13 protein-coding genes and 1 pseudogene are annotated in these 15304 nt (G+C 53.3%); 5 read left to right on the top strand and 9 right to left on the bottom strand.

Going from position 1 to position 15304, the window contains the following annotated elements; all coding sequences use genetic code 11:
• The first annotated feature begins 920 nt into the window (after positions 1 to 920).
• Together SCARR_RS16440 and SCARR_RS16435 are read left to right on the top strand one after the other, a co-directional pair.
• A complete protein-coding gene (locus SCARR_RS16440; protein ID WP_136062757.1) occupies positions 921 to 1175 on the top strand; it encodes a hypothetical protein in 255 nt (84 codons plus the stop codon).
• Positions 1176 to 1807: 632 nt separating this feature from the next.
• The gene (locus SCARR_RS16435; RefSeq protein WP_136062756.1) at positions 1808 to 2626 is read left to right on the top strand and encodes a class I SAM-dependent methyltransferase; all 819 of its coding nucleotides are present in this window, start codon (positions 1808 to 1810) and stop codon (positions 2624 to 2626) included.
• On the opposite strand, the gene SCARR_RS16430 is transcribed toward SCARR_RS16435, so the two are convergent.
• The 3 genes from SCARR_RS16430 to thiM all read right to left on the bottom strand — a co-directional run bounded on the left by SCARR_RS16430 (position 2623) and on the right by thiM (position 4598).
• Complete coding sequence (locus SCARR_RS16430; RefSeq protein WP_136062755.1) at positions 2623 to 2850, bottom strand: hypothetical protein; 228 nt, start codon at positions 2848 to 2850, stop codon at positions 2623 to 2625. The two genes, SCARR_RS16435 and SCARR_RS16430, sit on opposite strands and share 4 nt — an antisense overlap.
• A gap of 312 nt (positions 2851 to 3162) precedes the next feature.
• Positions 3163 to 3801, bottom strand: a complete 639-nt coding sequence (thiE, locus tag SCARR_RS16425; protein ID WP_136062754.1) for a thiamine phosphate synthase — start codon at positions 3799 to 3801, stop codon at positions 3163 to 3165.
• 2 nt (positions 3802 to 3803) lie between these two features.
• On the bottom strand, positions 3804 to 4598 hold the full coding sequence (thiM, locus tag SCARR_RS16420) for a hydroxyethylthiazole kinase (protein ID WP_187356379.1): 795 nt from the start codon (positions 4596 to 4598) through the stop codon (positions 3804 to 3806).
• A gap of 339 nt (positions 4599 to 4937) precedes the next feature.
• Here thiM and SCARR_RS29565 point away from each other — a divergent pair.
• A pseudogene (locus tag SCARR_RS29565) lies at positions 4938 to 5006 on the top strand (ABC transporter permease); the annotation flags it as partial.
• Positions 5007 to 5097: 91 nt separating this feature from the next.
• Here SCARR_RS29565 and SCARR_RS16415 read toward each other — a convergent pair.
• Complete coding sequence (locus SCARR_RS16415; protein ID WP_136062753.1) at positions 5098 to 6576, bottom strand: arylsulfatase; 1479 nt, start codon at positions 6574 to 6576, stop codon at positions 5098 to 5100.
• Positions 6577 to 7136: 560 nt separating this feature from the next.
• Between SCARR_RS16415 and SCARR_RS16410 the strand changes: the two genes are divergently transcribed.
• Entirely contained in the window at positions 7137 to 11483 is a 4347-nt protein-coding gene (locus tag SCARR_RS16410) for a GLUG motif-containing protein (RefSeq protein WP_136062752.1), read from the top strand.
• A 369-nt stretch (positions 11484 to 11852) separates the two neighbouring features.
• On the top strand, positions 11853 to 12320 hold the full coding sequence (locus SCARR_RS16405) for a VF530 family protein (protein WP_136062751.1): 468 nt from the start codon (positions 11853 to 11855) through the stop codon (positions 12318 to 12320).
• A gap of 327 nt (positions 12321 to 12647) precedes the next feature.
• Here SCARR_RS16405 and SCARR_RS16400 read toward each other — a convergent pair whose 3' ends face one another.
• The 5 genes from SCARR_RS16400 to SCARR_RS16385 form a co-directional block, all read right to left on the bottom strand.
• Positions 12648 to 13118 carry an NYN domain-containing protein gene (locus tag SCARR_RS16400; RefSeq protein ID WP_136062750.1) on the bottom strand — a complete coding sequence of 157 codons (471 nt, stop codon included), beginning with the start codon at positions 13116 to 13118 and terminating at the stop codon, positions 12648 to 12650.
• On the bottom strand, positions 13108 to 13980 hold the full coding sequence (locus SCARR_RS16395) for a patatin-like phospholipase family protein (protein WP_136062749.1): 873 nt from the start codon (positions 13978 to 13980) through the stop codon (positions 13108 to 13110). Before SCARR_RS16395 ends, SCARR_RS16400 begins: the two co-directional genes overlap by 11 nt.
• Complete coding sequence (locus SCARR_RS16390) at positions 13977 to 14804, bottom strand: ATP-binding protein (protein ID WP_168433374.1); 828 nt, start codon at positions 14802 to 14804, stop codon at positions 13977 to 13979. The genes SCARR_RS16395 and SCARR_RS16390 overlap by 4 nt, the downstream gene beginning before the upstream one ends.
• A 73-nt stretch (positions 14805 to 14877) precedes the next feature.
• A complete protein-coding gene (locus SCARR_RS28240) occupies positions 14878 to 15024 on the bottom strand; it encodes a hypothetical protein (protein ID WP_168433373.1) in 147 nt (48 codons plus the stop codon).
• A complete protein-coding gene (locus SCARR_RS16385; protein ID WP_168433372.1) occupies positions 15021 to 15254 on the bottom strand; it encodes an addiction module protein in 234 nt (77 codons plus the stop codon). The genes SCARR_RS28240 and SCARR_RS16385 overlap by 4 nt, the downstream gene beginning before the upstream one ends.
• Positions 15255 to 15304: the final 50 nt, after the last annotated feature.

The raw sequence follows: 15304 nt of genomic DNA, 5'->3' as shown, positions 1-15304 counted from the left end.
TCCGCAAAGGCGGTGCAACCGCTCTGGCGTGCAGAGTTTTTTTTGACCGCTAAGGCGCAAGGACGCAAAGGCTGTCTGCTGTTGGCTGTTCGCTGTCTTCTGGTTTTTAATGGGGTAGGGCGCGCTGTCCCAGCGCGCCGCACGTTCGCAGGGGAATTAGCCGCGAGAGAACGCAGATCGACCCGGATTGGTTAGCCGCAAGGAGGCGCAGGAGGCACGAAGACGTTTTGTATGTAGTCCCGCCTTTAGGCGGCTATTCCGCAGGGCCGCCGCCCCTCCAGTCATTGGAAGTTTCCAACCATTGGAAAATGTAGGCCACGTCCCCGACGTGGCGGCGCATAGGGTAGGGCGTGGTGTCCTCACCGCGCCGCATAACCTAACGGTATTTCTTGCCACCCGTTGCGCTTGAGGCACGGAGGTTGTAAATTAGTTGTTACTCCGTGTTCCTCTGTGCCCTCTGTGGTGACTTCCAACCATTGGAAAAATGTAGGCCACGTCCCCGATGAACACGCCAAGCTTGCGCGTGTCGCGGACAAAACGCGCGTCTTCAACTCCAAACTTCAGACCCCAAACTCCCAACCAGCAAAACCCCCAACCCCCCGCGAGCAAAGCGACCGATAATTTGTGCTAACAAATAGTGAGCAAAGAGAGCGATTCAACATCAAACCCCCAACTCTCCCGACCCCTTTCCTTTACTTAGACCTAAATCCATATAAGATGTACGGATATTTTTGCTGTGCGTATGGGACGTGCAGTTGTGTGGGCGGATGATGAAAAAAGTGGTCCGCCCCTCGGATGAAGGGAGTAGAGGAAATGCAGAAAACATCATTTCATAGGTCTGACCCCTTTTCCCTTAGATTGGAGATGAAGGCTCTGGAGGCTGGAGGTGAGGAAGTGAGAAAGAAAATGGAGATAAATTTGTGATGACAAAACCGTTAACAAAAGATTTATCGTTGAAAGTCGCTGCTCCCCCCGTTGATGCGTCCGTAGAGACACCACTGGATGCAATTCACGACGCTTCTCAGCAGGTAAAAAACCTTCGCCATGTTCTTGAAGAGGGAAAGCAACGGATTGGCTGTTTTCTCGCAATATCCAACAATCGGCGACACGGTTCATGTAGTTACGGTAAAAAAATTAACTCGGCACAACCCTACGATGGCGGCCAAGTTCGATGAGCTAAATAATCAATGTGATCCGGGGTCAGTCCAATAAAGTGACAATCCGGGTTTCCCAAAGGATGAAAACAGGGGTCGATCAACGGGGTTACTTCAGGCTGACCTCTTCGTGACCCCTTCGACTCAAACTCGCAGAAAGGTAGTATCGGCTTAATCAGGTGGAATATGGAATCCATCTAATCCACTGTCAGACGCATGACTGATCTACGTATATATCATTCTGAAACCAAACCTTCTGACTCAGAGTCTCTAGTAGACTCCGTTGACTTTAATATCCTCGGATCAAGTCTAGGTGCCGATGTGGAATCGGCAATTCGGATAGCACTAGCTGAGGAGGTCGTTTTTCACAACGGAAATGGGGTCAGTCCTTGAATATTAACATATTCCTTCGAAAGGGTCAGTCCCGTAATCTAGTAAACCTCCCGGTTCCTCTGTGCTCTCCAGCGCAGCGGGTGGTTTAACCTGTTCTGCAGTAATCGCATCATCATGCTGATGATGTTCCGCGCCCCCATCCCTATCCCTGACCCTATCCCCGAGGGAAACCTCGACCCCTGTCAAGAAATGGAAAAGTTTAGAGTTTTTCCGGCCGGTTCGGTAGAATCATCAGATTGCGACCATTGAAGGAGAAAAGCATGGGAGCGCTTTCAGATAGAATGAAAAAGGCGGGCTGGCCGATTGTGCGTGAGCGGAACGGAAGCTGGGTGGTTTATGCCTCTCAGGCGCGGGAGTATCGCTATGACCCGTCGACGGGCTGGTCCGTGCCAGAGAAGGATCTTGCGGCCGCGTTGGAGAACGATTTGCTGGAAATTCAGCAGGGCCGCTTGAGCGCCATCCGAACCCTCTCGCGCACCACCGCACTGAACCATGCCCGTAAACCCTCGCAACCCATCGTTCGCGTTTGTCAGGACGGTCGGGTCGACGGCAAACGCGTGCTGCATTTGGGAACCGGACTGGATCGCTTTGCAAAAGACGCGCTGCTCAAGGCGGGGGCCGTGTCGGTCGATGACTACGATCCCAACTTTTATCCCAACCGTTCCGTGCTCGACTCCACGTATGACGTAGTGCTGTGCAACTATGTCCTCAACATTTTGACTCCGGCGGAACGACGTTTGGTGTATGACGACATCGCCGCCTGCACGGCGCCGCAAGGTTCGGCCTATTTATGTGTACAGGGGAAATGGCCGGTGCTGAATAAGCATCGGGTCGTCCGAAAGCATGAGGACGGCTATTTGATCCGGGACACAAACGTGCCGACCTTCCGTAAAGGATACGATTCGCAGGAACTAATAGACGAGGTGTGTGGTCTGCTGCACGGCACCGCTGAACTGGTCTGCATGTTCTACAACAATTCGCTCGTGCAATGGCGTCCCGACAAGCCGAAAGCCGGCAAGGCTTCTCCCATAATCCTAAATGGGAAAATGGAACCGCGAATGAACACTAATAAACGCTAATTATAAGGTTTTACGTAGATTTTTATGGTGACGGTAGTGATTTTAAGTTCCTTCGTCCCGGCCACCGGAAAATCTTCAGCAACGACTGTGTGTAAAGCAACGAATCCGATTGACTGGAATGGTTGCTGTTTTATCGGAAACTGCCACCCATGAGCAGGACTGGCCAGGCTCTGCAGTCGGGAACCATTTTTGCAGAAATGGCCGGAATATTCGTTGCTTTCCATTCATTCGTTGCCACTAAAATCTACGAAGGGCCAATTATAAAGAGGTTGTGAAATGTCGTCTGCTCTTCCATTGGGTGCGTTTTTTTCCGGGGGATCCTTTTGGTCGGCAAAAACAGAAAAAGGGCCGGTTCCGTAACCCATCATCGACCTCGGCAAAAACCACGATGCCATCGTCGCGGTTGACAAAGACATTCACAAGATGACCGCAAAGCACAATGAGTTTCTAAACCGCTAGGCTTGCCTTCACTTCCGTCATAATCGGTTATTGGCTGAAGCAGAAAAGACTGCACAGCGGCGTCCGCTTTCCAGCCCTCAGCGAACAGCCTGATCGATTTGGTCGCGGATTTCTTGTGCGGCTTGTTGCGGATTCGGGGCCTGGCAAATAGCGGAAACGACGGCCAGACAATCGGCACCGGCACGCATGACGTCGCCCGTGTTGGCGGCGTTGATGTGTCCGATGGCGACGAGCGGTTTGTCGGTTCGATGGCGAATGGTTCGGATTCCATCGAGTCCCCATTCCGTGACGGTATCGGTTTTGGTCGATGTTTTGAACACGGGGCTGATGCCGAGGCAGTCGGAACACTGCGCGTCCTGGGTTTCAAGCTGGTCAAGCTGTTCGATGGAATAGCCGAGCGATCGGCAACCTTTCCAGACGGAGCGAATATGGGTCGGCGAACAATCGCTGCGGCCAACGTGAATGCCGAAAGCCTGCGCTTGCACCGCCACATCCAGATTATCGTTAATGATCAGCGGAACGTGATAGGTCTGGAGCATCGTCTGCAGGCGTTCGGCTTTGCGCAGGAATTCATCGGGTGTGGCGTGTTTTTCGCGCAGTTGAACCAGATCAACGCCGCCCAAAACGGCTTGCTCGGCGACGCGGACAAAATCGCGCCCCGCGCAGTCTGCTTCCGAGATCACCAGATACAACCGATAGGGAAACAAATTGAGCATGATTAGGACTCGATTCGCAGCGTGTTTTTAAATTCGTCAGCAGTCAGATTATACAGCGTGTCGAGCAGGTTCATCTGCAGACTGCCGGGACCGCGACTGCTTTTTTCGGCGAGCTCGCCAGCGATGCTCAGCAGGGCAATGGCGGCGATCATGGCTTCGGTTTTATTTTTGATCACAGCCAGAAACGCACCAATCAGAGCGGTGGCCGTGCAGCCGAGTCCCGTGACGCGCGTCATCAGGGGCGTGCCGTTATGGATTTGCACAACGGGCTGATCCGATACAATAAAATCGGTTTCTCCGGAAATGCCGATCACCGCTCCGGTCAATTTGTGCAGGGTTTGCGCGGCGGCCAGGGCTTCCTGGCTTTGCGCGGTACTGTCGACGCCTTTGGTCTGGCTCTGATTGGCTTTGGCCAGTGCCATGATTTCGGAGGCGTTGCCGCGGATGGCCGTCGGGTGCAGCGCGATGAGCTGCGATAAAACCTGATCGCGATAGGCTGTGGCACCCGCGCCGACGGGATCCAATACCCAGGGTTTGTTAAGAGTCTGCGCCCGTCGGGCCGCCTGCAGCATGGCATCGACCCATACGTCGTCCAGCGTTCCGATGTTCACTACCAGAACCTGACAGAGCGCAACCATTTCGTCGATTTCCTCTCGAGCATGGGCCATGATGGGCGACGCGCCGATGGCCAGCAAAGCATTGGCCGTATTGTTCATCACCACATGATTTGTAATGTTGTGCACCAGTGGCGCCTGAGTACGAACGGCGAGAATGTGATTCCAAAGAATATTTTTCATAGTGATAAATCGGGTGGCGGTTGAATGAGTAAAATACAACCGTCAAAGAGCTACTGCTTTTCCTTCGGCGGATCAACTCCTGAAATGAAGAAATTGCTTTGCGCGGAGCAGGCGGAACGCCTGCGGTACGGCGATAGCGGGTGGCGGGGTACCAGGTCTCAATATTCAACATTGCCAGCGGTTGTATTGAATGTTGAGACCTGACCTTCTCTTTGAAATATTTGCCGGGCGAATGGAGAGCAGCTGTCGCAGGATGTCATTTCCCCCCGAGACAGAATATTATTTGAAGACGCGCATTATTTTCCGGAATCCTTTTGGCCGGCAAAAACACTAACCAGCAGCGTGACGGAGCGCACCCGCGAGATCGGCATCCGCAAAGCCATCGGGGCGCGCCGGGGCGATATCCTCTCTTTAAAACTTCATAGAGGAAACCCCGCGGACACCGATTTCTTTGACAAAGAAAAGCATTTGCCGTCAAACCAGCGGGAGAAGATGGATATCAAATCGACGGGGCCTTCCATGCGGGAATACCGCGTTCCTTCAGTTGCTTTTCGTAGCGGACTTCCTGCGGATGCTCGGTGGCATACGGCCGGTCTTCGTTGACCATCATCGGCACGGTATCCGCCCACCACTGATCGTATGCCTTGCGGAGCTTTTCCACCACTTCGGGATGCTCATCAATCACATTGGTGGTTTCATATGGGTCGGCAACAATGTCGTAGAGTTCCTTGTTATTAACGAAACGCCAGCGTTGCGTACGTACCGCGCACTTTTTGAATTTGGATTCGTTCGGGTCTTCACCTTTATTCCAGCGACCGACATGGATAAACAGTTCACGGTCCGGCCAATTGGCCTTCGGATCTTCGAGCAGCGGAAGCATGGAGCGTCCGTCAATTTTTTGTATGCTGGCCGGGATCTTTGCTCCAGCCAGTTCGCAAAAGGTTTTGTAAAAATCAATATGGGCCGTCAGCCCGTTGATGTCCACGCCTTTGCCCAGAACATCCTTCCACCGCCAGAAAGCGGGGACATGCGTTCCGCCCTCTTCCGGCGACCCTTTTCCCGTTTTGAATCCGCCCGTGAAAAGTTTCCGGCTCTTCCCGTTCAGCTTGCCGTTGCGACCGGCCTGCCCGTTGTCGGTCATAAAGATGACCAAGGTATTATCCCATGCATTCCATTCGTCGAGTTTCTGCATCAGCAGGCCGAAATTATAATCAATGTTTTCGATCATGCCGTAACGACCGGCCGTATTTGCATCCCACCCGGCATCCAGCCACCGCTTCTTATAGCTTTCCGGCGCGAGCATCGGGCCATGCGGAGCATTCGGTGTGATGTAGGCAAAGAAGGGTTGTTTAGTCTCATGCTGCTGTTTGATCCATCCGAGTGCTGCCTGAAAGAAGACATCGGTGCAGAAACCCTCGGTCTGAACGATGGTATCGTTGTGCAGAATCACATTGTCGAAATATTTCCCCTCCTTAATCTGATTCGGCGGAAAGTCGGCGCAGCTGCCCTCATACGATTGACCAATGCCGCCGGCCCCATGAATAAACACTTCGGAGAAGCCGCGGTTGTAGGGCTGATATTCATCGGCATCGCCCAAATGCCATTTGCCAAAGATGCCGGTTTCATAACCCGCCGTCCGCAGCACCTGCGGCATGGTGGTGGTCGAGAGCGCCATCAGCTCGCGTTCCTTAATCGTATGTGTAACCCCATTCCGGAATTCGTGGCGGCCGCTCATGATCGCCGACCGCGTCGGCGCACAAGTCGGGCTGACATGGAACTCTCGGAATCGCGTCGACATTTCATAAAACTTGTCCAGGTTCGGCGTCTTCAGCAACGGGTTGCCCAAACAGGCCAGATCGCCCATGCCCTGATCATCCGTCATCACCAGAATAATATTCGGTCGACTCCCCTTCAGCGACTTGGCCTCGGCAGAAACAACCGCCAAACCCATTAGAAACACCAACATTCCTCTACTCATAATTTCTTCTCCAATCTATATTTTTTCACCAATGTGACCACTAAATATTAGACGGATCTCAATCGACGTTTTTGCTGACATATTTCAGACAAGGAGAGTTTCCGTGCGAAAATATAGCAGATCTCGTTAATCCCCATAGTTTTTGACATTCATCAGCGAACAGTTTCTTTTTCAAGCCTCTGCTGCGACTGGACTCATAGCCTGTGGAAGATTCAGTTTCCGCTTATGATATGCCTTACCCTGACCTGCACGGCTTTTTAGGCTCACTTGGAGTGCCGCACTCTTAAACCGCCATCATTCCCGCCGCACTTTTCAACCGACGTTTACAAGAGTCTTGTGATGTCCGTAAAAATGGAGAAAACGTTGGGGTTATGAAAATTAAGAAAAACTTCTTTACAGAATTCCAAATCTATGGTTATTGGAAGTGCAGGTGGATAGGGGAAAGTTGGTATTTGGGCAACACTCCGTCAAGAACTGACTCTAGTACTTACTGAAGTGTGTTGGGGTATGACTTCTTCTGATCATTACTTGTAGTAAAAAAAACAGAAAGGAATGGAACTATGAAAATGTTTGCAAGGTCATTGATGGCTTCGGTTTTTGTTCTTATTTCAGTAAATGGCTACGGCGCTCTGGACGGAAGCGGCTCGGTGGTTGATCCGTATCTGATCAATGATGTCGGCGATTTTATGGAGTTTTCCGCTGTTTCGAATGCTGCGACATATTGGACGGCGGGGGTGTATACAAAGCTTATGGCCGGAATCGATCTCGACCCTGCATTAACCAATCGTCAAACCTACACCTCTGCAGTCATTGCGCCCGACGAGAACAATTCGTCAAGTGGATATCAGGGCACCAGCTATAGCGGTATTTTTGATGGAAATGACTTTGTCGTCGTCAACGTGACAATTGATACGGATGACGGAGGAGACGATTATCTGGGGCTTTTTGGGCAGGTATCAGGTTCAACCGCTGTGATAAAAAACCTAGGGGTTGAAAATTGCGTCATAACCGGCGGGGATGGTTCATACTATCTGGGCGGCCTATGCGGGTATTATTCCGCTGGAACAATATCGAACTGCTATGCAACGGGGAGTATTTCGGGAGATGGTTCAAACTATCTGGGCGGCTTATGCGGTTATAGCAAGGGTACGCTATCCGACTGCTATGCACTGGGGAGTATTTCGGGCGTTGATTATCTCGGCGGTTTGTGCGGGTATAACTACGGTGCGCTGTCTGACAGCTACGCGACAGGCAGCGTTTCGGGGCGTAACTCTCTCGGCGGTTTGTGCGGGTATAACAACATTAAAGTGATAAAGAACTGCTACGCAACGGGCAACGTTTCGGGGGTGGATTATCTCGGCGGTTTGTGCGGACAAAATGTCAACGGCTCCCTCGAAGGTTGCTATGCGATGGGCGATGTTTCGGGCGATGACTTGCTCGGCGGCTTATGCGGGTATATTTTGTACAGTTCGGTCAAGCGCTGCTATGCAACGGGCGCCGTTTCCGGGGATGACAGTATTGGCGGCTTATGCGGGGGTCATTCCGGCAGCACGAGCAGTGCAATCGAAGACTGCTACGCGACAGGCTCTGTTTCAGGGGGGGCTACCGCAGATGAGGTTGGCGGTTTATGCGGTTACAATGTGGGCTACTGGGTAAAAAACTGCTACGCGACGGGCAGCGTCACAGGCGCCCCGGGATCCACCCTTGTCGGTGGTTTATGCGGAGCAAACGGCACCCGTATATTGGGATGTTTCTGGGATGTTGATGCATCTGGAACAAGTACAAGTGATGGCGGAAAAGGGCTGACAACCACGCAGATGAAGATGTCAGACTTTTATAGCGCGAGCGGGTGGGACAACGGTTTGTGGCTACTGGACGTCGGGAATGACACCCCGCATCTGCTGTTCGAGAGTTTGCCCGGCGTGGCGATCGCTGCTCCCAGTTCCTCCCTCCCGGGTTCTGGCACGGAGATTGATCCTTGGCTGATTAACACCTTGGCTGATTTTCTTGAAATCTGTCAGGGCTCGTTTTACTGGGATAAACACTATGTCCTGAATACCGATATCGACTTAAGTGGAGTGCAGTTCTGCAATGCGCCGTTGGGTTACGGTGTTGCGTTTTCAGGTGTTTTTGATGGAAGCGGACATGTTGTTACCAATCTGTTGATCGATACAGAGGGTTTAGGCACAGATAAACTCGGCTTGTTCGGCTATGTATATGGAGCAGATGCGTCTATTATAAATCTGGGCATTGAGAATTGCGTCATAACCGGAGGGGCTGATTCAGACTATATCGGCGGTTTGGTCGGGGACAAAGCAGATGGTGCCTATTATGGTCGTGGCGGAACAATATCAAACTGCTACGCGACAGCTACCCTTTCGGGGGGTGATTATATCGGCGGCTTATGCGGGCTTAATTACAAGGGAGACATTAAAGACAGCTATGCGATAGCCAGTGTTTCAGGATCCGGCTACCTCGGCGGCTTATGCGGGTGGAACTATATTTATGGTTTGCTATCCGGCTGCCATGCGATGGGCACGGTTTCAGGAGTCAGCTCTGTCGGCGGCTTATGCGGGTATAATGAAAGCGCCTATATCGACGACTGCACCGCAACGGCTGATGTTTTTGGGACGACATACTACATCGGCGGTTTGTGCGGAAAAAACAGGGGCAGATGGATAAAGAACAGCTCTGCGTCGGGCAGCGTCACCGGCGGAAACGGTTCACGCCAAGTCGGCGGCTTATGCGGGCAGAATTATGGTGCTGAGATTGCGAACTGCTCCGCGTCGGGCAACGTCATTGCCGGTACTTCTTCGTACGAGATTGGCGGTTTGTGCGGGGAAAACACCGGATATGATTATGCGGGTACGATCGACGATTGCTCCGCGTCGGGCAGCGTCACGGCTGGCGATAATTCATACGGACTCGGTGGCTTGTGCGGGGCGCTGTCAGCTAGGAGCGGTGGCTGGATTAAGGGATGCTACGCGACCGGCCATGTTACGGGTGGAAACAATTCTTACCAACTCGGCGGCATATGTGGGTACAGCGAGGCGACGTATACTGGCGGCGTGATCGAGAACTGCTATGCGACAGGCAATATCATGGGAGGAACCAGTTCATACCAGCTCGGCGGCGTATGCGGGTATAACGGGGTTGACGATTATCTTGGGCGGCGCGAAACGATAGCGAACTGCTACTCGATGGGCAGCGTTACCGGCAATACCGGTTCGCATAGTATAGGCGGCGTATGCGGTCGCAACATGGGGGTCATATTGGGTTCTTGCTGGGATGCTCAACTCTCAGGTTTAACCGCCAGTGATGGTGGAAAAGGACTGACCACTGCACAGATGAAGCAACCGGACTTTTATAGCGCAAACGGCTGGGCCGACACGCCTTGGATTCTGGACGTAGGGAATGACACTCCTCATCTGCCGATTGAAGGGGCATCCGGTTCCCCGATCGCTGCGCACAGTACCACTCTGCTGGGGTCTGGCACGATGAGTGATCCATTTCAGATTAACACCACGGCAAATTTCATTGAGATCTGTCAGGGCTCATTCTATTGGGATAAATGCTATATTCTGAATGCCGATGTTGATTTGAACGGCGTCGCCTTCTACAACGCGCCCTTGGGTTTTGACGTTGCATTTACGGGTGTTTTTGATGGGAACGGACATGTTGTTTCCAATCTGCTGATCGATACGGAGGGCTTACACACGCGGCGCCTCGGCCTGTTCGGCACGCTACAGGGTGAAGGTTCGGCCGTCAGAAATCTGGGCGTTGTAAATTGCGTCATAACCGGCGGGAGCTTATCAGACTATGTTGGCGGTCTATGCGGCCATAATGACGGTGTCACGATCGTGAACTGCTATGCAACAGGCAGCATTTTGGGAGATGATTATCTCGGCGGATTATGCGGGCATAATGACGCCGGCGCTATAGAAGACTGCTATGCGACGAGCAGTGTCACAGGTGGTGGCGTGAACGCTGACTATCTCGGCGGCCTATGCGGATTGAATGATGCCGGCTCTATCGTGTATTGCTACGCGACAGGCAATATCTCGGGGGTTAACTATCTCGGCGGGCTATGTGGAGAGAATAGCGGCACGATTCCAAACTGCTATGCGACAGGCAATATATCGGGGGTTAACTACCTCGGCGGATTATGCGGGAAGAATAGCGGAATAACACCAAACTGCTATGCAACAGGCAGTGTCTCGGGCGTTAACTATCTTGGTGGTTTTTGCGGGGATAACAGCGGCACGATTCCAAACTGCTATTCGACGGGCCCTGTAGCGGGACCCAGTAATTTCGGGGGTCTATGCGGACGCAATGCCGACGGCACAGTATCCAACTGTTTCTGGGATACCGAAACCTCGGGATTACTCATCAGTGATGGCGGCACGGGACAGACAACATCCAACATGCAGGCTGAAGCTACCTTTACTGATGTCGGCTGGGATTTGCAGAATGTCTGGTCCATGGCCAGTTATCCAGAGCTTAAAAGCTTCAGCGCGCAGCAAGGCCTATTCAGTGCTTGGCTTGCTGGTCAGGGGGTGCCGACAAATATCAGAGGTGAAGAAGATTGCCCAATGGGTGACGGGATTGCCAACCTGCTAAAATATGCCTGTGGCCTTCCGGCGATGCAGGTACGCAACGCCAGCGATTACATGGGTGTTCTGATGGATAACGGCTCCGCAACATTTACGATGGAGTATTATAAATCTGCAACGGCCACCGGTGTTCTGCTTCAGCCGATCTGGAAAACTGCCTTGGATGAAGCCTGGGACTTGGACGATATAACAGTGGGATTCGTCCAGAACGAAGGTGACAGAGAGCTGTGGCGGGCATCGATTCCTTTGAGCGATGAAAGCGGCTTCATGAGCTTGCAGGCAACGGCAGATTGAGTAGGGCTGAATAAGTCCTGTATTGGGTCGGACCACGATGTTAATAAACGTGGTCCGAACCGGATACAATAGGTAACAGATATGCCGGGGACATAGGTAGCACTTTATTAAGAGCCATGGAGGTGCTTCATGGCTTGGAAGGAAGTGTTGGTTATGGAAGAACGCATAGGATTTGTGCTGTTGCCCCCGCCGGTTCCGCTCCGGTTTTTCCGCAGTCACGGTCCGCGGTTGCAGAGATTTGATTTTCCAAGGGATGGAAGAGAGATGATTTAAACCCTACAACCTGCCTCCAATCTCTGTATAATCCGGCTCTGATGGTTGAGGCCTATCGAGCAAGGGCCTGCCGTAGGGGAATGAGAGGAAATAGATATGTCTGTTGAAGAACTACAAAACAGCCCGTTGCATGGTTTGTCTGCAGAGGCCATGTTGACTGAACTTGTGGAGTTTTACGGCTGGGAGGTCTTAGACGCCGCGATCGACCTGAAATGTTTTCGGATTGAACCGACGATCCCCAGTTGCCTGACGTTTCTAAAAAAGGCCGAATGGGCCCGGAATAGAGTGGAGGATTTTTATCTGTACCGCTTTAAACGGATGCCGCAGGCGAGCGATGAAGAACTGGAATTAAAACCGCGTGAGCGTGGTTCCCCGAACGGGGTTTTGCTTCAGGATCCCATTCCGCTGACCGTTGCGAAGGCTATAAAGATGCGGCCGGATGTTCCGGAGAAGATCGGCTCCGCGAAGAAGAGGCCGACGTATGTTGAAGAGGAGCCGGCGGATCAGGAGCCAAGGGAAAGCACCTTTAAATCTCGCTACTCCGATTCCCGCTTTCGCAAATAAGAATGTCCCGGTCCCGGGGAAAGGGATTCGCCCAAGGTCCGCGGTCGAGGACCGCGGCTGCACGGGAAAGGGATCGAACCTTTGATATTTCTGTTTTAGGTGGTGGTGCGTACGTGCGGTCGATGAGGACATCGACCCTTCATCTCAATGAGCGAAAGGGGCAGTTGCGTAATCGATTCGTTGTTTAATCAGTGCAAGGGGTCAGAACGCTTTTTTCATCATTTCTGCAGCACCTCATTTGCGAACAGGCGGCCCAGCTCTGCGCAGGGATAGGAATTTCTTTCGTGCTTGAAAAAATGCTCTTCCGAGCATGGCTTGGATAGAAAGCTACAGACCGTCGGGGAAAAGGTCGCCGAGCTTGGGTTCTTGGCCGGGACGGGTTCGTTTGACGGGTTTTTTCCGCGCATCCCTTTGGCACTTGGCCACGAATTCCTGCGACGACATCACCTGCGCCCCTGCGCTGGAAACGGTTTCGTGCTCGGCGCGGTCGGAGGTGACCACCATTATTTTTTCGGGGCGGGGAAACCGGCAGACCAGCCGCTCGATCACCGTGTCGGCCGAAAGGTTCGATGGGGAAAAATAGATTTCCAGATGCTTGGCCGTCAGTGCGTCGTCGGTGCCGGCTTCGCGTCCGTCGAAAACAATAGTGGTCTGGGGCGCCATGTTATGGGCGGTATGCTCCACCATGCGCACGAGGCGGTTGCGGGCAAGGTGGATGTCGGTCCGCAGCAGCCGGGCGAGTTCGTCCACGACGTGGAGCACGTTGTAGCCGTCGATGATCAGCCACTCAATCGGCATCTTTTCTCCTGAGCCAGTCCGTCTTCGGCTTGCCGGAAAGCAGGGCGTCGAGCTGGCGCTTGAAGCCGTCCTTGGCCTTCAGTCCCTGTTTGTAGATTTCCCACGGCTTGTGGAAGTCGAGCATGTCGATGTTGACGAGGGGCGGTTCCAGATAGATATCGACGGGGTCGTTGCGCCGTTTTTCCAGCGCCATGGCCGCCATCATCACTTGGTAGGTGTGGAAAATGGCTTCGCGCGGGGAGGGGGGCTTGTTCATGGCGTTCGAGGTGGTTCCCATGATGTTGACAGCAATGCGGATGTCGCATTTTGGATCGAGCAGGTCGTGCGGGACGCTGTTGGTGAGGCCGCCGTCCACCAGCACGCGGTCGGCCTCAACGACCGGGGTGAAGATGTAGGGGATGGCCATGCTGGCGCGCAGCGCCGAGAACAAAGGCCCGGAATCGGCGACGACTTGTTCGTGCCTCCAATAGTCGGTGGAGACGGTTTTGAGCGGAATTTCAAGCTCTTCAAAGGTCGAGGCCTGCATGCGTTTGCACACGTAGCCGAGCAGCTTGTCGCCTTTGAGCAACCCCTGAGGCTTGAGGCTGATGTGCGGGTCGATCAAGTCCAGAATTTTGAGCGTGCCTTTGTTGCGGATGAGGTCCTTCAGGGTGGCGTTTTGCGGGATGATCAGTTCGTGGATTAAAGCGACGAGATCCTTTGCCGACTGCCCCGAGGCATAGAGTGCGCCGAGCACGGCGCCGACGCTTGAACCGGTTATGCAGCAGGGTTTAATGCCGAGCTCGTCGAACACCTCGAGGATCGGAATATGCGCAAAGCCCTTTGCGCCGCCGCCACCTAATGTTAACCCGATTTTTTTCATTGCCGTCCCCAAAGTGATTGATCGAGCAGATAGTCTACGCGCACATCGCCCATGGAGTGAAGCATGCTTTGCCCAAGGTTTGGAAAGTCGGCTTCGAGTTCTTTGAGCAGGCGCTCCAGCCGGGCGCGGTCGCCGGTTTCGTCGAGTTGCTTGGAATAGTCGCAGTTTCCAAGGTCTGGAAATTCATACGCTTCCGCGCAGGTTTCGATCAGGGCTTTGGACGCATAGCACAACGGGCGGATCAGGCGCTTGGTGCCGCCGTCGGCTGGAACGTTAGGCCCCATGGTTTTCAGCCCGGTGCCGCGGAAAAGCCCCATCATCAGGCTGACGCACAGGTCGTCGCGGTGGTGGCCGAGCACCAGCTTGCTGCAGCCGAGCTCGTCGGCACAGCCGTGGATGTAGCCGCGCCGCAGTCGCGAGCAGAGTGCGCACGGGCGGTCCTCGGCTTTCTTTTCGGCGATGACCTGCGCAATCGGAACTTCGATGATCTTCAGGTTCCACCCTTGTTCGGCGGCGTAGTCGGCCAGCGGGGCATGATTGATGCCCTCGAAACCTTCGTTGATGGTAACCGCGAATAGTTTGAATTTGATTGGTGCGCGTTTTTGCAAACGGTCGAGCACATGCATCAGCATCATGGAATCGACCCCACCGCTGATGCCGACCAGCAGGCGGTCGCCCTCCGCGATCATATCGAAATCAGCCACGGCCTTTCCGGCTAGTCGGCAAAGCTGGGCATAGTAATCGGCGGGCATGCGTTTACCGCTTTTGCCAGTAGTTGGCTTTTCTCCGGAGGTGCATGACGGCGATGATTCGAATGTGGTCATATTTAATCCGGTACAGGACTCCATAGGGGAATTTATTGGTCAGGCAGCGGTGCGTTTGGCCGTCCATCTGCTCCTAGGCCATGGGGTGCTCGCAGATGTGCCGAATGGCCGCCTGAATCTCTTCAGAGAATTTCCGTCCAAGTCCCGGCTGTTGGTTTTCGTAAAAGTCGACGGCGTCGGAATACTCCAGTTCAGCGGCTGGATGGAAGAGGTGCTTCATTCCGAAAGACGCTTGTTTATTTTTGCGACAACCTCTTCTCCGGGGATTAGCGATACAGTTCCATTATCAACCTGCTGGTCGCGCCTTGCCGCTTCGTCTATCCAAGATTGGTCGATATCTTTTTGCGTGGATAGATTGTTCATGTGCAACAGCCTATCGATCAGGGAAAGCCGCTCGTCGGTCGGTAGGTCTAGGACTTCGTTGTAGATTCTTTCAGCCAATGCGGTCATGGGTTCACCTCGGGTTTCCATCTGCCTGAAAGCTAGTCGGTTTCCTCTTT

The sequence above is a fragment of the Pontiella sulfatireligans genome (assembly GCF_900890705.1).
In the GTDB taxonomy this organism is placed as follows: Bacteria; Verrucomicrobiota; Kiritimatiellia; order Kiritimatiellales; family Pontiellaceae; genus Pontiella; species Pontiella sulfatireligans.
The sequence above is the reverse complement of the archived record's forward strand: the minus strand, read 5'-3'. Positions and strand labels throughout refer to the sequence as shown.